The following is a 23,873-nucleotide window of genomic DNA, read 5'->3' as shown; positions in this document are numbered from 1 at the left end:
CTAACTCATTTAAGTACTTATTTAAGGTTCTGTGTAATGGATAAAACCTACAATCCGCAAGATATTGAACAGTCGTTATACCAAGACTGGGAACAAAAAGGCTACTTCAAACCATCAGGTAAAGGCGATGCATATTCAATTATGATCCCGCCACCCAATGTCACTGGTAGCTTACACATGGGCCACGCTTTCCAAGACACCATTATGGATACCTTAACGCGTTTTAAACGTATGCAAGGTAATAACACATTATGGCAAGTAGGTACTGACCACGCAGGTATTGCTACGCAAATGCTGGTTGAACGTAAACTCTCTGCTGAAGAAGGTAAAACACGCCACGACTTAGGCCGTGAAGCTTTCATCGACAAAATTTGGCAGTGGAAAGAACAATCTGGCGGGACTATCACAAAACAACTTCGTCGCCTTGGCGCATCGGTTGATTGGGATCGTGAACGTTTCACAATGGATGACGGCTTATCAGAAGCAGTTAAAGAAGTGTTTGTACGCTTACACAAAGAAGATTTAATTTATCGTGGTAAGCGCCTAGTAAACTGGGATCCAAAGCTACACACGGCTATCTCTGATCTTGAAGTTGAAAACAAAGACAAACAAGGCCACATGTGGCACCTACGTTACCCATTGGCTGATGGTGTTACAACCCAAGACGGTAAAAACTACATTGTAGTGGCAACGACTCGCCCAGAGACCATGCTTGGTGACTCAGGTGTTGCAGTAAACCCAGATGACGAACGCTATCAAGACTTGATCGGTAAAGAGATTTTACTGCCGATTGTTAATCGTCGAATTAAAATTGTTGCTGATGAACATGCCGATAAAGACAAAGGCACTGGTTGTGTAAAAATCACGCCAGCACACGACTTTAACGATAACGAAGTTGGTAAACGTCATCAAATGCCGTTGATCAATATCTTCGATAAAGATGCCGCGATTCTAAGCCAAGGCGAAACCTACACCTTTGATGGTAAAGAGCTTGAGTTTGATGCACCAATTCCTGAGCGCCTGCATGGTCTTGACCGCTTCGATGCACGTAAAGCAATTGTGGCTGAATTTGAACAATTAGGCTTACTTGAAAAAATTGAAGATCACGCTCTAACCGTACCTTACGGCGACCGCTCTGGTGTGGTTATTGAACCGCTACTTACTGACCAATGGTATGTACGTGTTGCACCACTGGCTGAGCCTGCAAAAGACGCAGTAAAAAATGGCGATATTCAATTTGTACCTAAGCAATACGAGAACATGTATTTCTCGTGGATGAACGACGTACAAGATTGGTGTATTTCGCGCCAGTTGTGGTGGGGTCACCGCATTCCAGCTTGGTACGACAGCGAAGGAAACGTTTTTGTTGGCCGTGATGAAGCAGAAGTACGTCGTGAAAACAACATTGCTGATAGCGTAACACTTAGCCAAGACGAAGATGTACTCGATACCTGGTTCTCATCAGCACTTTGGACTTTTTCAACCCAAGGCTGGCCTGCGAACACAGATGATTTGAAAACTTTCCACCCGTCTGACGTATTGGTAACTGGTTTTGATATTATCTTCTTCTGGGTAGCGCGCATGATCATGATGACCATGCATTTCATCAAAGATGATAACGGCAAGCCACAAGTGCCCTTTAAAACGGTTTACGTTACGGGTCTTATTCGCGATGAAAATGGCGATAAAATGTCAAAATCAAAAGGTAACGTACTTGATCCAATCGACATGATTGACGGTATCGACCTTGAAAGCTTAGTAACAAAACGCACCAGTAACCTGATGCAGGAAAAAGTCGCTAAGAAAATCGAAAAAGATACTCGTAAAACCTTTGATAACGGCATTGAAGCTCACGGTACAGATGCACTGCGCTTTACTTTAGCGGCAATGGCATCGACTGGTCGTGACATCAACTGGGATATGAACCGCCTTGAAGGTTACCGCAACTTCTGTAATAAGTTATGGAACGCCAGCCGTTATGTACTAATGAACACCGAAGAGCAAGATTGTGGCTTTACAAATGATGCAGTTAAAGAGTATTCACTTGCTGATCGTTGGATCTTAGGCCAATTTGAAGCAACTGTTAAAACCTATACTGAGCACTTAGATAACTACCGTTTTGACCTTGCAGCAAATACGCTTTATGAGTTCACTTGGAACCAATTTTGCGATTGGTACTTAGAGCTGACAAAGCCTGTATTATTCAAAGGCAATGAAGCACAACAACGTGGTACGCGTCATACACTGATCACTGTGCTTGAAAGCCTACTGCGCTTAATGCACCCAATGATGCCATACATTACCGAAACGATTTGGCAACGTGTTGCGCCACTGGCAGGTCTTGAAACAGCGAACACTAGTATCATGGTACAAGCCTTCCCTGTTTACAATGAAGCTAACGTTGATGCAAAAGCAATGGATGATTTAGAGTGGGTTAAGCAATTCATTTTAGCCATTCGTAACATTCGTGGTGAAATGGATATTAGCCCAAGCAAGCCGTTATCAGTATTACTAGCAAATGCATCTGCGGATGATGTACGTCGTATTGAAGAAAATAAATCTTTCTTAGCATCACTTGCTAAAATTGAAGAATTTACGCTGCTTGATAACAAAGATGACGCACCTGCATGTGCAACATCTTATGTTGGTAACCTTGAGATCATGATCCCAATGGCAGGTCTAATCGATGTTGACGCCGAACTTGCACGTATTGCTAAGCAGCTTGAAAAAGCCGAAAAAGGCCTAGCTCAAGTGCAAAATAAACTAGCAAACGAAAAGTTTGTTAACAATGCACCTGAAGCAGTCCTTGCTAAAGAAAATGAGAAACTTGCAGAGTTCTCAGATGCGAAAGCAAAACTACTTGAGCAAAAAGCCAAGATCGAAAGCTTGTAACTAGATGCGGGGAACCCCGCACAGCTAGACACAAAAAAAGCCGCGTTAATAAATAACGCGGCTTTTTATTTGCGCGGGATAAACCCGCGCCTACAAATTAAAACGTGTAGTTATACTGCGCACCAAATAAGTATGCATGGCCTTTTGATTCAAAGCCCCACTGCTGACCTAAGCCATCAGATTCAGTAAAGTTTTGTGTTTTACCACGGAGAATACTCATACCAATATCTAGGTTTGCTTGTTCGCTCATGGTGTAGTTAACACCAAACGAGTACCAAAAACGGTCAGTATCAGGGATAGAAATCGACAGGTGTTTTTGATCGGCTGGTGATTCATCATAAGCAATACCAGCACGTAATAGTACAGCATCGTTAAACTGATAATCGCCACCGATTGAGTAACGCATTGAGTTTGAGAAGTGCTCATCTTTAGAGAATACAGGTGTATCTTTGCCTGGAACATAAGCTTCTAGCTTTTGGAAACTATCCCAACCAGTCCATAATACACTGTAGTGTAAGCCTGTTTTCTCATCTAACTGGTGTGTACCAGAGAACTCAGCAATCGCAGGGAGAGTGATTTCAACACTTCCAGGTACACTTACGCCAGCTAGGCCACCGATTTGTGCAGGTAATTGGTTAGAAAATTCGCCATCAAATGTGATATCTGTCTCGCTACGATAGTTAAAACCAAAGCGACTATTTTCATCAATCTGATAGCTAGCTCCTAAGTTCCAACCAAAGCCAGTATCATCGCCTTCTAAATGTACTGCTTGAGTTTGTGCTGGTAAACCTAATGGATTGGCACCAAAGTTACGAATGATTTTCGCATCTGCATAAACATAGTTTAAGCCAAGGCCAACACTAAATTGCTCATTGATTTTGTATGAACCACTTACGTTCATATTTACAGTAACAATCTCTGTTTCACCAGCAAGCTGGCCTGCAGGGTAATCTGCTTCAAATTCAGTTGATAAACCAAAATTTGAAAACGCACCAAAACCAACAGCAAACTTGTCATCGATTGGCATTACAAAATAACCTGCAGGAACAAAAGCGGCTGGCGCAATACTGCTGTCGTTTAGTTGACCAGGGTTAACTGATTGATTACTAGCTTCAGTGCCACGAAGGCTGACATCTGGAATGACAGCAATACCTGCAATACTTAGCTGCTGCTCTTTAAATACAGACATAAGAGCTGGATTACGCGCAACTACAGAGGCATCATCAGCCACTGCTGCTTCACCAGCATATGCACGCCCTAAGCCAGAGGCATTTTGCTCTGCAAGCTGGAAAGCCGCTGCAAACGTATCTGCAGACATAACAGCAAGTGATGCTGCAATTAAAGTTTTTGTAAATTTCATTGTGTTTCCTTAACCAAACAAAATGCTTGGGTTCCCATGTGTTGTCTCTAATTATTAGGAGTAAGTTACTTCAAAACCTTTGCACAGTACCTTACTTTTAAATAAAAAACTGTAACAAAGCGTTAAAAAACCCCATAAAAACCATTTTTTAACAGCAAAGTAACAGTTTTTTAAAACTCATCGGATAAGCTGCTGCGAAAAACTCATTTGCAATTAATTATCATTTAGATTGACTTGTTTAATAAGCACTATTAGACTGCCAAACAGGACTAGCAAAGGAGATGAAGCGGTGGAAATAGGATTAATTATTGCTGCGTTGGCTTTTTGTGGGGTAAGTGTATATTGCTTTTGCAAAGCTAATTTTTGTGCCTGCACTAGAGCTGGTGAATGCGATAACCCTGTTAACCATTATTGGTTAGGTGCTATTGTTTGTGCTTTAGTCGCACTAGTGTGCTGCTGCAGTGCGTTACATTCAGAGAATGGGACTTTATTGTGGCTATTATTAATGGTGAGTTGCTTCAGTGGTGCGCTATTATCGGCTAAGCAATCAACTAAAAAACACTGTAACAAAGCAATAACCAAAAAACAGCTTAAACCAACAGATGCTCTTTTAACAAACGAGCCAAATTAAGCTGATAATCTAATGGTTTGATACTCGCTAAAATCTTTAAGTCATGATCTGGTGAAGTTAAATCAACATCTTTTGCCGTAATATGATGACTATGCTTAGCATTATAGAAAACTTTAACTTTAGGTTGAATGGGGTTCTGATGATTACCTTCAGTTACTAATGCCAATCGTTCATTGGTTAATTTAACAATCGTACCGACCGGATGCACACCTAAACACTTAATAAACCGCTGTACTAACTCACCATCAAACATGTGTTTATTAGCTAATAAATAGCGCAATGCGTTGATCGGTTCATCACCAATTTGATGGGGTCTATCTGCGGTCATTGCATCATAAACGTCAACTATCGCCATAATTCGCGCTGGTCGACTAAGTTTTTCGCCCTGCAGACCTCGAGGATAACCACTGCCATCTAAGCGCTCATGGTGATTAACTATCATATCAAGCATTAATGGGGTAATGCCTTTTTCGCCTTTTACCAAGCCTAAACTTTGCGCTACATGCTTTTTAATCGCTTGCATCTCAAGCTTATTTACTTTCTCAGGTTTAGAAAAAATCCCTTGTGGTAATTTAGCTTGGCCTAAGTCATGTAGCAAGGCCCCCATAGCCAGCTCTTGTACAACACTTTCTTTGTAACCTAAGTACTTGGCAAATACAGTGACAAAAATGGCGCAGTTAGTCATATGTCGCCAATTGTACATATGCTTATCTTTAATACGAGTTAAAATAGTCATTGCATTATGATTACGAAATACCGATGCCACGATATCTTTGGCAATGCCATCAAGCAATGCGATATTCATCTTTAAGCCTGAAGTAACATCGCCATATAAACTTTGTAAATTACGATTATGTTGCTCATAGCTCACACTCGCTTTGGCAAACTCTTGCTCAACTGTAATAACCTTTTTTATTTTTGATTTTTTAGGCTTGTCGGCTGCCACAGTCGCGACTTCAGGTTTAAGCTGATATTTGGCAGGAACACTCACGTCACTTTGCGTAAAATCTATCAGCAGCTCTTGCACTCCTTCTGATACCAAGCGCTTGATGATCGATTTATCGCGAACTAGGCCGCGAGTTTTGATTTTTATACTATCAACCCCCTCAAACTGCTTGCTAACACTGTCAACAAACATTCCTGGTACGAGTTCAGAAATTGGAAGGGTAATAAGCATATAAAGTGATTAATTCATTTCAAACAATAATAATTACTGATTATCAACGATCCACTACAAATGTCTATAACAAAAGTAACGAATACGAAATAAGCACTAGGAAATGGCGAGTTGGCGAGTTGGCGAGTTGGCGAGTCAATAATAGGTATGAATTACACTAGGGCCTAGTGGTTAGGACCTAGTGGATAACATATTACTCTTGAAAGTAAGTGCCCCAGCCGTCGTATTCTACGTCGGTGTCGATCGCAAGTTGTGCTAGTTTATCAACATCTTCCATTATTACGTCAACATCTAACTCAGCTTCAACAACGATGTCAAAGCCCCAAATCTTACTGCCGTCTTCAAGCTCAAGTTCTGCAGGCTCTTCAACATCATAGCCTAATTTAAACGCAGCTAGTGCAGCTTGCTCAAGCTTGACAAAGTCTTCGCAAACAAAGTGATGTTCTACTTCGTATAAGATCTCAGGATCAGAACCATCTTCTAATAACGAAGTTACAATGTCTTCACTAATTTCACGCCAATTTTCCATTACTTTTCTCTCACTTGAGCATCTAATTCAGTTATTCTAGCAGCCATTTTGCTATGAATACGCTTTGCGTGTTCACGTGCTCCAATCGTTTTATCAAGTGGCTCTGGCGCTAACATGTCTATGTAGATTATACCATTGTCCCAGCGATTTAGCTTAATGGTTTTATATGTTGTGCTCATACATACAGGTACTACAGGTACATCCGCATTTAAAGCCGTGTGAAATGCACCTGTTTTAAATGGTAATAAGCCACGTCCGTAACTGCGGGTTCCCTCTGGGAAAATCCACACTGACAAGCCTTTTTGTTTGATTTTATCGGCCGATTTAGTGATCGTGCTAGCCGCTTTAGAACGATTTCCCCGATCAATTAAAATATTGCCCGAAAGCCAATATAGCTGTCCAAAAAATGGGATCCACTTAAGACTTTTTTTACCTAAACTGACACAGTTTTTTGGTACCGCCGCCGGTAAAGTGAAAATATCGTAATTATTTTGATGGTTTGCAACATACACTGCAGGGCCACAATTTTGCGCGTCAGGATGGCGTGTAATAACCACGTTTACACCAAGCATTTTAGCCACTGTACCAAACCAACTTGAAATAATATGTACATTATTTATATGAAAAGGTTTTACTAAACAAAGGAGTAAACCAAATACACAGCTTAATAAAATAAACAATGCCATAATAACAATACGAATAATAGCTAACAAAGAAAACGCTCCAAAAATAATAACGCCAGCATTATAGCGTTATTTTTGCCGCTAAACGAGTGTTTAGCGAACACATGTAAGCTTAAAATAATTTTCTGCTTTAAAAACAAACGACCTGCAATAGCAGGCCGTTTTATTCATAGATATAAAAAAATACTTACTCGGTTTCTGTCGGCTCAATATCATCATCAATCGCCGTCAGCTCTACAACCGCTTCATCGACACGCTGTAAACCACGCGGTAGTTTGTTACCTCGACGACCACGCTCGCCATGATAGTGCTCCAAATCAGTAGGTTTAAGAGTCAGTTTACGCTTACCTGCATGCAAGGTAACACTGGTACCTTCAGGCACCACTGCCAGCACTTTAACAAACTCTTCACGCGCTTGTACTTTGGCACTTGGGATAGAGATTATCTTGTTACCCTTACCTTTACCTAGTTTTGGTAAATCACGTAATGGGAATAACAACATCCGGCCCTCATTAGATATCGCCATACAGTAATCGTTAGCAACATCATTAACCCGAATTGGCGCTAATAATTGCCCACCTTTAGGCACACTGACCAGGGCTTTACCGTTTTTGTTTTTACTTACTAGATCTACAAAATCAGTAATAAAACCATAACCTGCATCTGATGCCATTAACAACACTTGTTTGTCTTCGCCCATCACTACATGCTCAAAATTAGCACCTGCAGTAAGGTTAAACCGACCTGTCATTGGTTCACCTTGGCTTCGTGCCGACGGTAACCCATGCGCATCAGTGGCAAATGCACGCCCAGCAGAATCTAAGAACACCGCAGGTTGGTTACTCTTACCACGCGCAGAGGCTTTATATGCATCGCCAGCCCGGTAACTGAGCCCTTCAACATCTAAATCATGGCCTTTACCAACACGCGCCCAACCTTTTTCAGACAACACAACGGTTACTGATTCTGATGGGATTAAATCTTTTTCGCTTAATGCTTTAGCTTCAAGACGTTCGACAATCGGTGAACGGCGCTCATCACCATACAGCTCTGCTGCTTCTTGAATCTCTTTTTTTAGTAACGTCGACATACGACGTTCAGAGCCTAAAGTCAGCTGTAATTTATCGCGTTCTTTGGCAAGCTCATCTTGCTCACCTCGAATTTTAAACTCTTCAAGTTTCGCTAAATGACGTAGTTTTAATTCAAGGATTGCTTCGGCTTGGATGTCTGTAATACCAAAGCGTTCCATTAACACAGGCTTTGGCTTGTCTTCGCTACGAATAATCTCAATAACTTCATCAATATTTAAAAAGGCTGCAAGTAAACCTTCTAAAATATGTAAACGAGCCAATACTTTATCTAAACGATATTGCAGGCGACGGCGCACTGTTTCACGACGGAACACCAGCCACTCAGTTAAAATGGTTCGTAAATCTTTTACCTGCGGACGGCCATCAAGGCCAAGCATATTGATATTAACGCGGTAATTTTTTTCCAAGTCCGTAGTGGCAAATAAATGAGCCATTAACGGCTCCACTTTAATGCGATTAGAACGCGGAATGATGACAATCCGGGTTGGATTTTCATGATCTGATTCGTCACGTAAATCAGCGACCATAGGCAGCTTTTTGGCATTCATTTGCGCTGCGATTTGCTCAAGTACTTTACCACCAGAACATTGATGTGGCAGTGCAGTAATGACAATATCGCCGTGCTCCTCTGTATAAATAGCGCGCATTTTTATCGAACCACGGCCGGTTTGATAAATTTTACGAATATCCGCTTTTGAAGTGATTATTTCAGCTTCAGTTGGGTAATCGGGAGCTTGTACATGCTCAAGCAATTGATCTAACTCAGCTTTAGGGTTATCCAACAGCAAACAACAGGCACTGGCTACTTCGCGCACGTTGTGTGGCGGAATGTCAGTTGCCATACCGACTGCAATACCCGTAATACCATTGAGTAAAATATGTGGTAAGCGTGATGGTAATACTTGTGGTTCATCCATTGTGCCATCAAAGTTTGGCGTCCAATCAACAGTTCCTTGGCCAAGTTCTTTTAACAGTACTTCTGAGAACTTAGATAAACGCGCTTCGGTATAACGCATTGCCGCAAATGACTTTGGATCATCTGCAGCCCCCCAGTTCCCTTGCCCATCAACTAATGGGTAACGATAAGAAAATGGTTGTGCCATTAACACCATCGCTTCATAACAGGCGCTATCACCATGAGGATGATACTTACCGAGTACATCACCAACGGTACGGGCTGACTTTTTATACTTAGCCGTTGCCGATAAACCCAGTTCACTCATGGCGTAAATAATACGACGTTGTACTGGTTTTAGACCATCGCCGATATGTGGCAATGCCCTATCCATGATCACATACATGGAATAATTCAAATAGGCGTCTTCAGTAAAACGCCCCATTGTTTGTTGCTCAATTCCTTGCAATAGCAAGGTATCTGTATCACTCATCAAAGCCTACCTAATTTTTTTTATAGCTTACACGGTAGATCACATTGGCATAATCATCGGAGATCAATAAGCTGCCATCGGCAAGTTCTGCAAAAGCAACCGGACGACCCAATGTTTCTTCGTTTTTCATAAAGCCCGTAATAAACGGCGTGTATTTTATCACACGTCCTTGCTCAATAGTGGCAACTGCCACTTTATATCCAGATTTTTTACTGCGGTTCCACGAGCCATGTTCAGCAACAAATAATTGCTGCTTATAAGTAGCAGGAAATTGTTTACCTTGATAAAAATGAATCCCTAATGGAGCAACATGCGCACCCAAAGCTAAAGCTGGGGCACTGTAATCGGCAATATTTTTACCTTTACCAAATTCAGGATCTAAGATGGCACCTGCATGCACATAGGGAAAACCAAAATGTTCACCTTCGGTTGTTAAGCGGTTTAGTTCATCCGGTGGAAGATCATCCCCCATCATATCTCGGCCATTATCACTAAACCACATAGCCTGGGTGCTAGGATGAAAGTCAAAACCAACAGAGTTACGCACACCTTGTGCTAACGTGGTCATTTGTTTGGTGTTTACATCCAATGAAAATATTCGCCCATAGCGCTCATCTTCGCCGCAAATATTACAAGGTACACCCACAGGAATGATTAACTCGCCAGTTGGTGAAAAGCGTAAGAACTTCCAACCGTGGTGACTTTCTGTCGGTAATGCGTCGTATACCACTTCATATTTAGGTGCTTTTAATTGTGTATCAATATTCTTGAAGCGGATAATACGTTGTACTTCAGCAACATACAGGTCGCCATCTTTGATTGCTAAACCCGATGGCATAGTTAAACCACTGGCCACCAGTATTTGTTTATCAGCAACCCCATCACTATTGTGATCAATAAGTGCATATACGTTTCCCGCTCTGCGCGAGCCAACATAGACAATACCTTTTTTAGATACTGCTAATTGCCGTGCATTTTCCACATCACTGGCAAATATGTTTACAGTAAAGCCATCAGGAACACTGAGTTCTTTAAGGATTTCTTTTGCTGCTAAGGACGGGCTTAGCAAGCCTAAAGTTAGTAGAGAAACTAGTAATTTATTCATCGATTTTACCCTATTTGGCCATGCTGCTTCGCTGCATATAACGCTTAATCTGCTTTCTATTAAAAATCTTTGAGCGACGTTTTTTCACCACAGCAAACTTGCCATGACTTAGAACTCACCGCGAACACTGATTATACGAGCTTTAATTAAGTAATCAGGACTTTGATTACATAGTCGTTTGTCAGCAAATACCAATTGCATTAAATTAGTGAGTTATTTTACCTTAGGGGGATATAACTCACTAAATAATCATGTTTTTAATAAATTGGTATAAATCGAGTTACAGCTTTATACGATACAAGTACAAACAACTTTAAAAATCACACTTGAGCACGATTACCATGATCTTCTAACCATTGACGACGATCTGATGAGCGCTTTTTCGCCAGCAACATATCCATCATTTCCATGGTTTCCACTTCATCCTCTAAGGTTAGCTGGACTAAGCGGCGAGTATTAGGATCCATGGTCGTTTCGCGTAGTTGCAGTGGGTTCATTTCACCCAAGCCTTTGAAACGCTGTACGTTTACTTTACCGCGTTTTTTCTCTGCTTCAATACGCGCTAGGATGCCGGATTTTTCATCTTCATCAAGGGCATAATAAACATCTTTACCAATGTCGATTCTAAACAACGGTGGCATAGCTACATATACGTGACCCGTTTTCACCAACGTTGGGAAATGACGAACAAATAGTGCACACAACAAAGTCGCAATATGCAGTCCATCGGAGTCAGCATCCGCTAAGATACAAATTTTATTATAGCGTAACGAAGAGATATCAGTTGAGTCAGGGTCGATACCCAGCGCCACAGAAATATCGTGCACCTCTTGTGACGCTAAAATTTGCCCTGATTCAACTTCCCACGTATTCAAAATTTTACCACGTAGTGGCATTATTGCCTGAAACTCACGATCACGTGCTTGTTTAGCTGAGCCACCAGCTGAGTCACCTTCTACTAAAAACAGCTCAGTACGGTCGTTATCTGCAGCGCTACAGTCGGTTAATTTGCCCGGTAATGCGGGGCCTGCGGTAACACGCTTGCGCACCACTTTTTTGGCTGCGCGAAGACGTTTTTGTGCATTAGAAATACATAACTCTGACAGTAACTCAGCAGTATCGGTGTGCTCATTTAACCATAAACTGAATGCATCTTTTACCACCCCAGATACAAATGCCGAGCACGAACGAGAAGATAATTTCTCTTTGGTTTGACCAGCAAATTGTGGATCTTGCATTTTCACTGATAAAACGTAGCTACACCGTTCCCAAATGTCATCGGGGGTGAGCTTAACGCCACGCGGCAGTAAGTTTCTAAATTCACAAAACTCACGCATAGCCTCAAGTAAACCTTGTCGCAAACCATTTACGTGAGTACCGCCTTGCGCAGTTGGTATTAAGTTAACGTAACTTTCAGCTATCGATTCACCGCCTTCAGGTAACCAAACAACCGCCCAATCAGCACCTTCCGTTGAACTTGAAAACTCACCGGTAAATGGGTCTTTTGGCAGTACTTCGTAACCTTTAACAGCTTCGTTTAAGTAGTCTTTAAGGCCTGTTTCGTAATACCACTCTTGGGTTTCTTTGGTTTGTTTATTAACAAACTTAATACGTAAGCCTGGGCAAAGTACGGCTTTAGCTTTTAATAAATGATGTAATTTAGTCAACGAGAAATTAGCTGAGTCAAAGTAGCTTACATCAGGCCAAAAACGTACAGTTGTACCTGTATTACGTTTACCTACGGTGCCTATAACATGAAGATCTTCAACTTTATCACCGCTTTCAAACGCCATCATGTATTGTTGTGCATCGCGGCGCACAACCACTTCAACGCGCGTTGATAATGCATTAACCACGGAGATCCCTACCCCGTGCAAACCACCTGAAAATTGGTAGTTTTTATTAGAGAACTTGCCACCAGCATGCAGCTTGGTAAAAATCAATTCGACCCCTGGAATACCTTCTTCTGGGTGAATATCGATAGGCATACCACGGCCATCATCGCTAACTTCTAGCGAATTATCTTCATGCAAAATGACATCAATTCTAGTGGCATGTCCGGCCATGGCTTCATCGACACTGTTATCAATAACCTCTTGTCCTAAGTGATTAGGACGGGTGGTGTCGGTGTACATACCAGGACGGCGTTTAACAGGTTCTAACCCATTTAATACTTCAATGGCTTCGGCGTTATAATTTTGCTGACTCATAGTTTTTATCTTTTATGCGCTTAGCTATGTTTTACGTGATTTTAAGAAAATCTACAATACTAGCAATGGAGTCTTCAAAGCCAACAAAGCTATGATCACCACCAAATTCTATCTGTTGCTTGCATTGTGAATAATATTTAACGGCCTGCTGATAATCCAGTACTTCATCACCCGTTTGCTGTAATAAATACAGTAATGATGGGCGCTCTAAGCTAGGTATCGACAGTGATTTTAACGCGTTAATATGACTATTGTTGAGCTCGTAATGGCTATCCTGATAGGGATTATAGTTCGGCCCTAACAAAGAACTCAATAATAAATAAGGCTTAACCGCAGGGTTTATAACCACTGCTGGTAACTGATATTTTTGCGATAAATAAGTGGCGTAAAAACCACCTAAAGAACTACCAAGTAATACAGTATTTGGCGTTAATAATTGTTCAATTTGAATTATCGCATGAAACGGTTCATGGCTTAGCCGTGGCACACAATAATCAACGTCATAGTGTGCCATATACTCACCAAAGCGGACAGCTTTAAATGAATGTTCGCTGCTATTAAAACCATGAATATAAATTACTCGTTGGGCCACATCAGTTCCGAGTTAATTAATAGTTTTGCACTGTTTGTTGGCTTTGATATTGTCAACAATCGATAACCAGGCCCCGCATTATGTTGCTGCCAGTCATCGGTGTATTTAGTAAACTGCACTGAGCTTGCTGGCGTAGCAAAAATCTCAATACTTCTGAATTTAAATTGATAGTCATTATGAACATGACCATGAAATAACTGCCTTACTAGCGCGCTATTATGCAATAAATTAAGTAATTGCGGGCCATTTTCGAGCATATGCTTGTCTAGGTAACCATTAATAGGTAATGGATTATGGTGGCAAAAAGCCACGCTTGGCGACTGTGAAGTCGCTAATAAATCAGCGAGTTCATTTAAATCGGCTTCGCTTACCCAACCTGCTGGTGTTGGCCCTTTAGAGCTAATTAATAACACTTCAAACCCATCGGCAATTAACCGTTTTGCGCTATTGATTTGACCACCAGAAATACGCTGCATCGCACTGATATCATCATGATTACCTGGCAGCCAAAAGACTGGGCAAGTAAGCGCTGAATCGGCAATCAACTGAGCAAACAACAAATATGATGCAAAACTGTGATCTTGGGTTAAATCGCCACCAAAGATCACGGCGTCTAGTGACTGTTTTGCCATATCTGCAAGCGCGCGAGAAAAGTGCTCAGCGGTATTGACCGCAAAATACTCCCCTTGTGGGTCTGCAAATAAGTGACAATCGGTAATATGTGCTAAGCGCAGCTGAGTATTATTGAACTGCGCCGACTCATCAAACCAGGCCATCATTTATATCCCAGTTAAGTACTGCTCGACCACTTTCAACACACGCCACTAACCAATCATACAAAAACGCATTGAGTTGATATTTTTCATCTTTTTGATGCATTTGCGGATTAGGGTAACCATATGAAGGTTTGATCCTTTGATGGTAATCATGGTGAATTATTTCAGCAACTTTTGCATCGTGATATAAACGCACAGTTAAAAACAGCGGATTAAACCCTTTTAACATACCGGTTAATTGCGTTATTGAAATATCCATCGTGTATTTAGCACAGCCATCAACCTTAATTACAAACTGGTTATTACCCAATTGTACTTGACGTGTATTGCCTTCTTTGCGCTCATTGGGCAACAATTTTAAAGCACGTAAGTAGTTATGCTCACATAACGTCAAGTATTTAGGAAGACTCTGAATATATCGTTGTTTCACTGCAAGTGCTGTCACATTACCGCCATAAAGTTAGAGGTTAAGGGTAGTCTATTACTATTTTAGCTGCGCTGATTATTAATTATACGTTCGCGATTAAGCGCTAACCACTGCAATGAAATTACCGAGGCAGCATTATCTATCTCACCGGTTGCTAAACGCGCCATTGCATCATCAAAACTGAGAATATGCGTTTTAATATCTTCACCTTCAGTTGCAAGTCCATACACGCCACTTTGCAGCTGGCTTAAATCAGTCTTTGCAAGGTAAAGATGTAACCGCTCAGTAGTCCCACCAGGGCTTGACAGATACGATAGCATAAATTCTAATTCACTCAGTACTAAGCCCGCTTCTTCAAATGCTTCGCGCCTAACGACATCTTCATAATTAGTGCTGCCATCGGTCATGCCTGCTATACATTCTAATAACCAAGGTGACTGTTTACTTTTTATCGCGCCAATACGTATTTGTTCGATCAGCAAAATACAGTCTGTTACGGGATCATACGGTAAAACCGCAACAGCGTCACCGCGTTCAAGTATTTCACGGCGGATCGTCGCTGATTGGCCCCCCGCAAATAATGCATGTTCAAACTGATATAAGTTAATCTTAAAAAAACCGTTATAAAGTACCTTTATAGGAGCTATTATAACGTCTTGCTTGGTAAATTTTGTGAGTATTTCATCAGCCATGAAGTTTCCTATTACACATATTATTACTTGAGTTTCAACCTAGATACTTACTATCATGTCCGGGATATTATATTCTGTTACACTTGTTTACGCTGTTTTACGCAAATTTTTTTTTGTTCTTATGTAAAACAGGTTACCATGCTTTTAGAACGTAAATTGTCTAAGGACTGAACGAATAATGAAAAAGAACATTCTTGCTGCGCTGATTGGTATATCTTGCGCATTAACAGCTACAGCGTCAAATGCTGAAGACTTATTACAAGTTTATGAAATTGCCACTGCTAACGATCCTACAGTTTTAAAAGCAAAAGCCCAAGCAAATGCACAAGCTTATAACAGTGACCGTGCGATGAGCGCATTATTGCCACAAATCGGTTTTTCTATGGGGTATGAGAAAACCGATAGCACATCATTTAACGGAACTGATGCGGCAGGATATACCAAGATCGATAGCGATTCAGATACTTTCAGCCGTGGTCTTAGACTAAGCCAAACTCTGTTTGATTTAGGTGCATGGAATTCATTAGGCATTGCAGACAAACAAGCGTTGCAAGCAGCTGCTCAATATGACTTTGCCAAGCAAGACCTAATTGTTCGTGTTGCAGATGGCTATTTCAACGTATTAAGTTCGATTGATAACTTAGAATTTGTACAATCTGAAAAACGCGCTATTGAACGTCAACTTGAGCAAACCAAACAACGTTATGCTGTAGGCTTGACGGCAATTACCGATGTGCATGAAGCGCAAGCACAATTTGATAACTCGGTTGCCCGCGAAATCGTTGCCAGAAACGGCGTTGAAACTGCCCGTGAGCAGCTTCGTGAAATTACCGGTAAATATCATGCTAAGCTTGATGTATTAAATACCGAAACATTCTCTACGGTACAACCGACAAAAAAATCACCCGCTTACATTAAGCTTGCAGAACAAAATAATTTAAACCTGCAGGTCTCCAAGGTAACGGTTGATATCGCTAAAGATCAAATTGATTTAGCACAAGCAGGCCATTATCCTAAGCTGACTTTAGATGCCAGCTACGGTGATACACTAACTGATAGCAATAGCAACACTGCCCGCCCACGTGGTGATAGTACAAATATTGGCATTAACTTTAGTGTGCCAATATATTCAGGCGGTGCTACTACTGCAGCGACTGAGCAGGCACGTGCTTTTTATGTTGCTGCAAGTGAAGATCTAGAAGCTAGTCTGCGTGGCGTAACCCGCTCGGTGATCACCTCTTATAATCAAGTAGTATCAGATATTGCGACCTTTAAAGCGCTTGAACAAGCCGTAGTTTCTGCTGAAAGTGCATTAAAAGCCACTGAAGCTGGTTTTGAAGTGGGTACTCGTACTATTGTTGACGTACTGGTCAGTACACAAAACTTATTTAACGCCAAACGTAACCTCGCTGATGTACGTTATCGCTACGTTGTATCAACGCTACGCTTAAAACAAGCAGCGGGCACGTTAACAAGTAATGATTTACAAGCCATCAACCAAGGTTTAAAAGAAATCCAATAAAGATAAGCTTAACATTACTCATTTAAAAGCCAGCAACTTGCTGGCTTTTTTGTATTTTTTTATTCATCCAGTTAAACTAGCTACTTTTCGTATGTGAGATATTTCCGTGGTCAACTCTTCTGAATTTAAATGGTCCTTTCTGGGGCCTCGCTATTGGCTTACTTGGCTTGGTGTGTTCATTTTATATACAATATCTTGGTTACCTTCGAAACTACAACTTTGGCTAGGAAGGCAACTTGGCCGTTTGGTGTATCGCACTATGAAAAAACGCCGCCATATTGCCGAAGTAAATATTAAATTGTGCTTTCCTGAAATGCCCGCTGAGCAGCAACGCGCACTGGTCAAACAGAATATGGAAAACACCGGTATTGCAACTCTTGAAACCGGAATGGCATGGTGGTGGCCAAACTGGCGGATAAAACGCGTTTATGGCTCAGTGAAAGGACTTGAGCACTTTGACAGGATCCAACAATCAGGTAAAGGTGTACTGTTACTCGTGCCACACATTCTTCATCTTGAAATGACAAGCCGCATTATGGGGCTCAATCACCAAGGTATTGGCTTCTATCGTCCACATAACAACCCGCTAATGGAATTTTTTATGACTCGTGGCCGCTTACGTTCCAATGAGTATTTAATTGGCAAGCGCGATGTCAAAGGGTTACTAAAAGCACTTAAGGCTAAAAAGGTTTGTTACTATTTACCAGATCAGGACTACGGTCGTAAACGTTGTGAATTTGCACCATTTTTTGCAGTCAAAGATACAGCAAGTACCACTGGTACATTACTTTTTGCAGCCAGCAAAAATTGCGAAACAGTTAGTTTAACCAGCCGTCGCGATGAACATGGCAAGTATCATTTAGAAATACTGCCAACACTAGATAATTTTCCAAGTGGTGATGATCATGCTGATGTAACACGCGTCAACCAACGTATCGAGCAAGCTGTAAGCGTTGCACCAACGCAATATATGTGGCTTCATAGACGTTTTAAAACACGCCCTGATATTGATGCACCTTCTTATTACAAGTGACAACAGCATTGTAATATGCTTTTATTAGTAAATACAAATACAAGAGTATGAGCCATGTGGTTTTGGGTTAAGCATTTATCATTAGCTGCTATTTTAATTGCCGCAGCAATTTATTTTTTATTAGGCCATGGTCCAGTCATGGACATGAAAGATACCAAAAATGCGGCTGCGCAAGGTTTATCACGTTTTTATTCATCATTACGCAACCAAGTAAATAAAAGCAATGAACGCGATAAATACGTACTTAAATTAGCTAATCCGGATATAAATATAGATGCGGCGCTGACCGAGCGCGCTAAAGTTGTTGAACCATCCTCACCAAATTGGACTGGTGAATTAATGCCGAGACGCTTTGAAAATGGCTCGACTTTAAAAAAAGTGTTAACTGATTACGCACGCGATGAAGATATCGTTCTGTATTGGTATTTAAGTAAAGACTATGTGATCAAAGAACACTTTAGAGTGGATAGCAATTTTAATTCAACACTTTATCAAGTTGGCCGGGCGATCAATGATGACTTTGAAAACGAAGTTTATACCTTCTTTTGTTTTAAACAGCGAGCAGCCGTGATAACCGAGCTGCCCTCTGAATATGTGCGCGAAAACTGTAAGCGCCTAAGAAGTTAAGCCCTTAACTCAAATATCTGCTGCCATGCTTGTGTAACAAATGCGATGTCTTTCGCAAATTCAGCTTTTGTTACACAACGTCCCTGCTGATCTAGGCTCAACACATGATAACGCGAGCGATAATCAATATAGGCTGTAATAAGCCCTTGCTTGATCTCATCACTAATACAACCAAGCCTTGCTGCATCGGTTAAAATCCTTACGTTGTCTGAGTAAGTAGTTAGTTGCTCCAAGCTATAAGCGTTATCAAGCACTAAATATTGAGTCAGAAACTCAATATCAGCAATGCCGCCAGTATCTTGTTTTAAATCAAACTCAATATCGTTGCCTTTCGCTAAATGTGTGCGCATTTTTTCACGCATGATGATCACATCTTCTTTAAGCTTTTGCGGGTCGCGCTGCTGGCACAAAATGCCTAAGCGAATTTGCGCAAAGCGCTGCTGTAATTCGGGTTGCCCAAAAATCATCCGAGAACGCACTAGCGCTTGATGTTCCCATGTCCAAGCTTGCGTTTGCTGATAGTGGTTAAAGCTCTCAAGATTGATTGCCATTAACCCTGAGGCACCTTCTGGGCGTAACCGCGTATCTAGTTCATATAAAATGCCCGACGCCGTACGAGTATTAAATAAATGCATTAGTCGCTGTGCTAATTTTAAATAAAACTGCCGTGAATCAATCGCTTTAGTGCCATTAGTTTGCTCTGAGCCATCACTATTATGTACAAAGACTAAATCGAGATCAGAATCATAACCCACTTCAAAACCACCGGTTTTACCATAAGCTATTACGGCAAAGCCCTTGTGCTCTTCATCAGTATTGGGCGGAATACCAAAACGCTGCGCCATTTGCTGCCAAGCAAGGTTCACCGCTTGCTCAACTATCGCTTCGGCTAATGCTGTTAAATGATCGCTTACTTTCATTACATCTAACACACCGGTTGCATCAGCGGCAGCAATACGTAGTTGATGGGTTTGTTTAAACTGACGCAGTGCTTCCATTTGCTGTTCTAAGTCTGCGCTATCAATTCGTAAAAAATACTGTCGTATTTCGTCTTTATATGCAGTCAGTGGTGTAGGCTTATACAGCACCGCAGGATCGATAAGCTCATCAAGTAAAATCGGGTAACGCGAAATATGCTCACCAATCCATTTACTATGGCAACACAACGAAACAAGCTGTTTTAACGCGCCTTGGTTTTCAAACAGCAACTCTAAATAGGCTGTTCGTGAAATAACCTTGCTTAATACTTGGCAGATCATACTAAATACGTCACCACTTGCTTGACTGTCTGATAGTTGCTTTAGCATTAATGGCATGAGTTTATCGAGAATATCACGGCCACGATGACCAATTTTAGTTTTCGTTAAGCGGGCTTTAAAATCTTCTAATGGTATTTGCCATGCATCATTTGGGTCGGTTAAAACACTAATATCGGTGTGTTCCCAAGCACTTATAAAAGCACTTTCGCAAGGATCAACAGGCTCACTTTCATAACCAATAACTTGTTCAAATTCACTGTGTATGCCAGCCATAATATCATTTATTTGCGCTAAAGATGCGCTGAAGTCACTCTGCTCTAACAGGTAATTTAATCGTTGTTGGCTCAAGGCATCATCTGGCAATGTTTGCGTTTGTTGATCTGCAAAAATCTGTAAATATTGCTCAACTCGCCTTAAAAACAAATAATTGTGGCGTAATAATTTTGCTTCATCTGCGCCAATAACTTGAATATTTACTAATTCAGCTAACGCTTTTTGTAATGATTGTGTTTGTAAATTGGCTTCACGCCCACCTCGTACCATTTGCAATGCTTGCACCACAAACTCGACCTCACGAATTCCACCAGCGCCTAGTTTTATATTGTTGGTTAAGCGCTTACGGCGTACTTCTTGAGCTATCATTTGCTTCATTTTACGCAGCGATTCAATCACTGAAAAATCGATATAGCGACGATACACAAAAGGCTTTAATAACTGATAAAATTCATCACAATAGCCCGTTTGAGGGCCAATTAAACGTCCTTTGAGCATGGCATAGCGTTCCCACTCACGGCCTTGATCTTGGTAGTAATCTTCCATGGCATTAAAACTCATCACCAAGGGGCCACTTTCACCAAAAGGTCGCAGCCGCATATCGACCCTAAATACTTGTCCATCAACCGTTGTTTGATTAAGTGCGGCAATCAGCTTTTGTGCCACTTTAGTGTAAAACACTTGCGCTTCTAAAGAGCGCCGCCCACCTTGAGTTTTTACACTACGTGGATAAGAAAAAATTAAATCGATATCTGACGAATAGTTAAGTTCTTGGCCACCTAACTTACCCATTCCTAATACCAACATCGCCAGAGGCTGTTGTTGCTCATCGAATGGTTGCCCATTAATCTGAGCAACCTGAGCAAATGCCCAGTTATTGGCACTATCAATTAGCTGATCGGCTAAAGCCGAGATATAGCCAATACTATCGGCTATATCATTGCTGTAACATAAATCTAAACACGCTACTTTTAGCCAATAGCGTTCCCGGTAACGGCGTAAAATTTTATGGCACTGCGCTTCATCAACCTCGGTAAGATTTAAGTCTTGAAATGGGTTAGGACTATCTCGCAAACTCATTTGAGTATCACTGAGCAACATCTCAATTAACTGCGGCTGAGATTGCAGGCAACGCCAGGCGAAGTCACTCAAACCTAACAAATTAATAATTAATTCATTAGCAGGAAGCTCTGGATATAGCTGAAAAAAACGTTCGCTGCCTAAGCCATGCAGTGCTGTTGGGAGTTGTTCGCCTGGTGTCATCAAATACTCTCTTTTATATCAGTCGTAACCGTACTAGAATAGTTAACATAATAATAACCACCCTAGGTTCTCAATGTCATATTTATCTTTATCTAACACTAGTTTACTCGCGATTGCTATCTGTTTTATGGTTATTTGTTTAGCTGTTATTTGTTTGCGGGTAGTGAGTCAACTCAAGGCTAAACAAGCATTAAAAGAAGAACTTGCTCAACATGACAATTTTGCTCTAGGAATTAGTTTTGCGTCAGAAATTAGTGTAGTGATCGCGACTGTAGCATTTTTATTTGATGAAATTAGTATCAGTGCAGCCCAATCAAACCCGCTTAAGATGATTGTACTGATAGTTCTGTTGTTTACTTTTATTAAAGTAGGCCACTTGATCCACCGCAAGTGGATCTTGCACCGCTTTAATGAAGAAGCCGCCATACTAAAACAAAATGTCTGTGCCGCTTTGGTAGATTCAGGCATGTTGATCGCTAACTGTATTATTACATTAGGGCTATACAGCTGGTCTCATACCCAAGGGTTTAGCAGCTTACTAATTGCCTTTGTCAGCTTCTTTTTACTGCAAACTATTTTTGCCTTAGACAGTAAATTCCGTGAATATCGCTTTGCTCGCGCCAATCAAGGGGCGTCATTACAAAGTAACTTTAATTTAGAAAACACCTCTATTGGCATTCGTTATGCCGGTAAATCCATTGGCCTTGCATTAGCTATCTATGCGGGTCTTGCCAGTGCCACTTTTCACAGTGGTAAAATGGTTGAGAATTTATTCACATTAGCTTTACATTGCGGAACTATGTGGTTATTACTGTATCTATTAACGACTATAATCAAGTTCATCTCTCTGCCAAACATTGATACTGAGCTTGAAATTGATCATCAGGATAATATTGGAATAGCTTGCATTGAATTTGCTGTTTTCAGCGCTATAGGCTATTTACTAATAAGTATGTTTTCAATTTAATATTGAAAATGACGTAATACGTGGGGCCTTATGCCGTTTGAAGTAAATAACTATCTACTGATCGATAACGACAGTGAATTCAGCCGGCAATTCACTGAACATTATTTTGCTCAGCCACACGGCACCAGTCCAAGTACCCTTGTTGTTGCTGGTGCAAATACCCGTCACTTGGTTAAATTAATGTTTGATCAGTTGATCAAAGATTATTGCTACTGCGACTTTAGTAATGAAATTAGCGTGTCAGAACTGGCGAGTTATTTACATGAACACCATGATATTGCCGGTGTACTATACAATCAAACGGATTATTTATTAGCTGATGATAAACAACGATTTATATTCAATTCTTTACATTCTGTACGGTTTTTAATTAAAGAGATTGATGATGGATACCTGTTTGAACCAGTCACAGACTTAGCACAAAACAATCACTTATCATGTCAAACCGAAATAGCCGAAACACCGCAAAATTTAGACGCATTATGTGAAAAGCTTAATAATTAGTTAAAATAAAACTTAACTAATTATCACTGACTCACAATAAGTATTTGCACCGAAGAGATGACTTACATACCATAACGATATTAGCTATTTTTGTTGAAGGTCATCATGAGAGTTCCTCATATTTATCAAGCAAGTCCTATTGTAATTGCCACTGCACTTCAGTTAGAAGATGATGCAGCAGGCCACATAGGTCGCGTATTACGGATGAAAGTCGGTGAGCATATCTCGTTGTTTAATGGCCAAGGCGGCGAATATCTTTGCGAACTCATTGAAGTAGGAAAAAAATCAGTCGTTGCAATGCCGCTTGAATTTAATGAAAAAGATGTTGAATCACCGCTGAGCATTCACCTAGGCCAAGGGATTTCTCGCGGTGACAAAATGGACTTTACCATTCAAAAGTCTGTTGAATTAGGGATCACTGAAATCACCCCTATTTTCAGTCAACGTTGTGGCGTTAAATTAAGCGCCGAGCGACTTGCAAAAAAACACCAGCAATGGCAAAAAATAGCGATTGCTGCAGCAGAGCAATCTGGTCGTAACCGAATCACCACGATTCATCCACCGATAGACATCAGCCAATGGCTTGCACAAAGCAGTGATGAAATTAAGCTTACCCTACACCCTCGTGCAGAGCACAGTATTAAAACAATCGAAGTACCTAGCGCTGGCGTGCGGTTTTTAGTTGGTCCTGAAGGTGGCTTCACTGATGATGAAATTGCCCAGACCAAACAACAAAATTTTGTTGATATCCGTATCGGTCCACGCGTGCTGCGCACTGAAACTGCCGCTTTGACAGTCTTAAGTGCACTACAGCTACAATTTGGCGATTTAGCTAATTGAAATTAGTAAAACCACCCTCATATCAATAGCAA

Annotated in this window: 20 protein-coding genes; 8 read left to right on the top strand and 12 right to left on the bottom strand. The window is 41.0% G+C overall.

Annotated elements, in window-relative coordinates; translation table 11 throughout:
- Nucleotides 1–36: 36 nt before the first annotated feature.
- Nucleotides 37–2,892, top strand: coding sequence for a valine--tRNA ligase (locus H5162_RS09785; RefSeq protein ID WP_182734581.1), 2,856 nt, complete (start codon nucleotides 37–39; stop codon nucleotides 2,890–2,892).
- Nucleotides 2,893–2,989: 97 nt separating this feature from the next.
- Here H5162_RS09785 and H5162_RS09780 read toward each other — a convergent pair whose 3' ends face one another.
- Entirely contained in the window at nucleotides 2,990–4,252 is a 1,263-nt protein-coding gene (locus H5162_RS09780; RefSeq protein ID WP_145234979.1) for an outer membrane protein transport protein, read from the bottom strand.
- Between the two features lie 289 nt (nucleotides 4,253–4,541).
- On the opposite strand from H5162_RS09780, the gene H5162_RS21375 reads away from it, so the two are divergent.
- Entirely contained in the window at nucleotides 4,542–4,883 is a 342-nt protein-coding gene (locus H5162_RS21375) for a hypothetical protein (protein ID WP_310736424.1), read from the top strand.
- On the opposite strand, the gene H5162_RS09770 is transcribed toward H5162_RS21375, so the two are convergent.
- From H5162_RS09770 to H5162_RS09725, 10 genes are all read right to left on the bottom strand, one after another.
- Nucleotides 4,843–6,060 (bottom strand): HD-GYP domain-containing protein, encoded by a 1,218-nt coding sequence (locus tag H5162_RS09770; protein WP_145234975.1) that lies wholly within the window; start codon nucleotides 6,058–6,060, stop codon nucleotides 4,843–4,845. The genes H5162_RS21375 and H5162_RS09770 overlap by 41 nt on opposite strands.
- A gap of 193 nt (nucleotides 6,061–6,253) precedes the next feature.
- The gene (rraB, locus tag H5162_RS09765) at nucleotides 6,254–6,589 is read right to left on the bottom strand and encodes a ribonuclease E inhibitor RraB (protein WP_064667208.1); all 336 of its coding nucleotides are present in this window, start codon (nucleotides 6,587–6,589) and stop codon (nucleotides 6,254–6,256) included.
- A complete protein-coding gene (locus H5162_RS09760; RefSeq protein WP_145234973.1) occupies nucleotides 6,589–7,302 on the bottom strand; it encodes a 1-acylglycerol-3-phosphate O-acyltransferase in 714 nt (237 codons plus the stop codon). The genes rraB and H5162_RS09760 overlap by 1 nt, the downstream gene beginning before the upstream one ends.
- Nucleotides 7,303–7,459: 157 nt before the next feature.
- Complete coding sequence (gene parC, locus H5162_RS09755) at nucleotides 7,460–9,751, bottom strand: DNA topoisomerase IV subunit A (RefSeq protein WP_145234971.1); 2,292 nt, start codon at nucleotides 9,749–9,751, stop codon at nucleotides 7,460–7,462.
- Between the two features lie 10 nt (nucleotides 9,752–9,761).
- Nucleotides 9,762–10,856 (bottom strand): sorbosone dehydrogenase family protein, encoded by a 1,095-nt coding sequence (locus tag H5162_RS09750; protein ID WP_182734571.1) that lies wholly within the window; start codon nucleotides 10,854–10,856, stop codon nucleotides 9,762–9,764.
- Between the two features lie 320 nt (nucleotides 10,857–11,176).
- Nucleotides 11,177–13,066, bottom strand: a complete 1,890-nt coding sequence (parE, locus tag H5162_RS09745; RefSeq protein WP_145234966.1) for a DNA topoisomerase IV subunit B — start codon at nucleotides 13,064–13,066, stop codon at nucleotides 11,177–11,179.
- A 31-nt stretch (nucleotides 13,067–13,097) separates the two neighbouring features.
- Nucleotides 13,098–13,658 carry a YqiA/YcfP family alpha/beta fold hydrolase gene (locus H5162_RS09740; RefSeq protein WP_145234964.1) on the bottom strand — a complete coding sequence of 187 codons (561 nt, stop codon included), beginning with the start codon at nucleotides 13,656–13,658 and terminating at the stop codon, nucleotides 13,098–13,100.
- Nucleotides 13,643–14,434, bottom strand: a complete 792-nt coding sequence (locus H5162_RS09735) for a metallophosphoesterase (protein WP_145235024.1) — start codon at nucleotides 14,432–14,434, stop codon at nucleotides 13,643–13,645. Before H5162_RS09735 ends, H5162_RS09740 begins: the two co-directional genes overlap by 16 nt.
- Nucleotides 14,421–14,879, bottom strand: a complete 459-nt coding sequence (locus H5162_RS09730; protein ID WP_145234962.1) for a DUF1249 domain-containing protein — start codon at nucleotides 14,877–14,879, stop codon at nucleotides 14,421–14,423. Before H5162_RS09730 ends, H5162_RS09735 begins: the two co-directional genes overlap by 14 nt.
- Nucleotides 14,880–14,923: 44 nt before the next feature.
- Complete coding sequence (locus tag H5162_RS09725; RefSeq protein ID WP_145234960.1) at nucleotides 14,924–15,553, bottom strand: NUDIX domain-containing protein; 630 nt, start codon at nucleotides 15,551–15,553, stop codon at nucleotides 14,924–14,926.
- A 178-nt stretch (nucleotides 15,554–15,731) separates the two neighbouring features.
- Here H5162_RS09725 and tolC point away from each other — a divergent pair, with 178 nt between their 5' ends.
- The 3 genes from tolC to H5162_RS09710 all read left to right on the top strand — a co-directional run bounded on the left by tolC (nucleotide 15,732) and on the right by H5162_RS09710 (nucleotide 18,735).
- A complete protein-coding gene (gene tolC / locus H5162_RS09720) occupies nucleotides 15,732–17,075 on the top strand; it encodes an outer membrane channel protein TolC (RefSeq protein WP_182778384.1) in 1,344 nt (447 codons plus the stop codon).
- 106 nt (nucleotides 17,076–17,181) lie between these two features.
- Entirely contained in the window at nucleotides 17,182–18,108 is a 927-nt protein-coding gene (gene lpxL, locus H5162_RS09715; protein WP_182778382.1) for an LpxL/LpxP family Kdo(2)-lipid IV(A) lauroyl/palmitoleoyl acyltransferase, read from the top strand.
- Nucleotides 18,109–18,162: 54 nt separating this feature from the next.
- Nucleotides 18,163–18,735, top strand: coding sequence for a TcpQ domain-containing protein (locus H5162_RS09710; RefSeq protein WP_145234952.1), 573 nt, complete (start codon nucleotides 18,163–18,165; stop codon nucleotides 18,733–18,735).
- Here H5162_RS09710 and glnE read toward each other — a convergent pair.
- Nucleotides 18,732–21,530, bottom strand: a complete 2,799-nt coding sequence (gene glnE / locus H5162_RS09705) for a bifunctional [glutamate--ammonia ligase]-adenylyl-L-tyrosine phosphorylase/[glutamate--ammonia-ligase] adenylyltransferase (RefSeq protein ID WP_182778380.1) — start codon at nucleotides 21,528–21,530, stop codon at nucleotides 18,732–18,734. The genes H5162_RS09710 and glnE overlap by 4 nt on opposite strands.
- 73 nt (nucleotides 21,531–21,603) lie before the next feature.
- Here glnE and H5162_RS09700 point away from each other — a divergent pair, with 73 nt between their 5' ends.
- The 3 genes from H5162_RS09700 (at nucleotide 21,604) to rsmE (ending at nucleotide 23,841) form a co-directional block, all read left to right on the top strand.
- Nucleotides 21,604–22,497 carry a hypothetical protein gene (locus H5162_RS09700; RefSeq protein WP_145234948.1) on the top strand — a complete coding sequence of 298 codons (894 nt, stop codon included), beginning with the start codon at nucleotides 21,604–21,606 and terminating at the stop codon, nucleotides 22,495–22,497.
- Between the two features lie 30 nt (nucleotides 22,498–22,527).
- Nucleotides 22,528–23,001, top strand: a complete 474-nt coding sequence (locus H5162_RS09695; protein ID WP_145234946.1) for a hypothetical protein — start codon at nucleotides 22,528–22,530, stop codon at nucleotides 22,999–23,001.
- A gap of 105 nt (nucleotides 23,002–23,106) precedes the next feature.
- A complete protein-coding gene (gene rsmE, locus H5162_RS09690) occupies nucleotides 23,107–23,841 on the top strand; it encodes a 16S rRNA (uracil(1498)-N(3))-methyltransferase (protein WP_145234944.1) in 735 nt (244 codons plus the stop codon).
- The last annotated feature ends 32 nt before the right edge of the window (nucleotides 23,842–23,873 follow it).

This window comes from Pseudoalteromonas sp. SR41-8 (assembly GCF_014163915.1).
GTDB lineage: Bacteria > Pseudomonadota > Gammaproteobacteria > Enterobacterales > Alteromonadaceae > Pseudoalteromonas > Pseudoalteromonas rhizosphaerae.
Note: the sequence above shows the minus strand (reverse complement) of the source record. Positions and strands in the feature narration are given on the sequence as shown.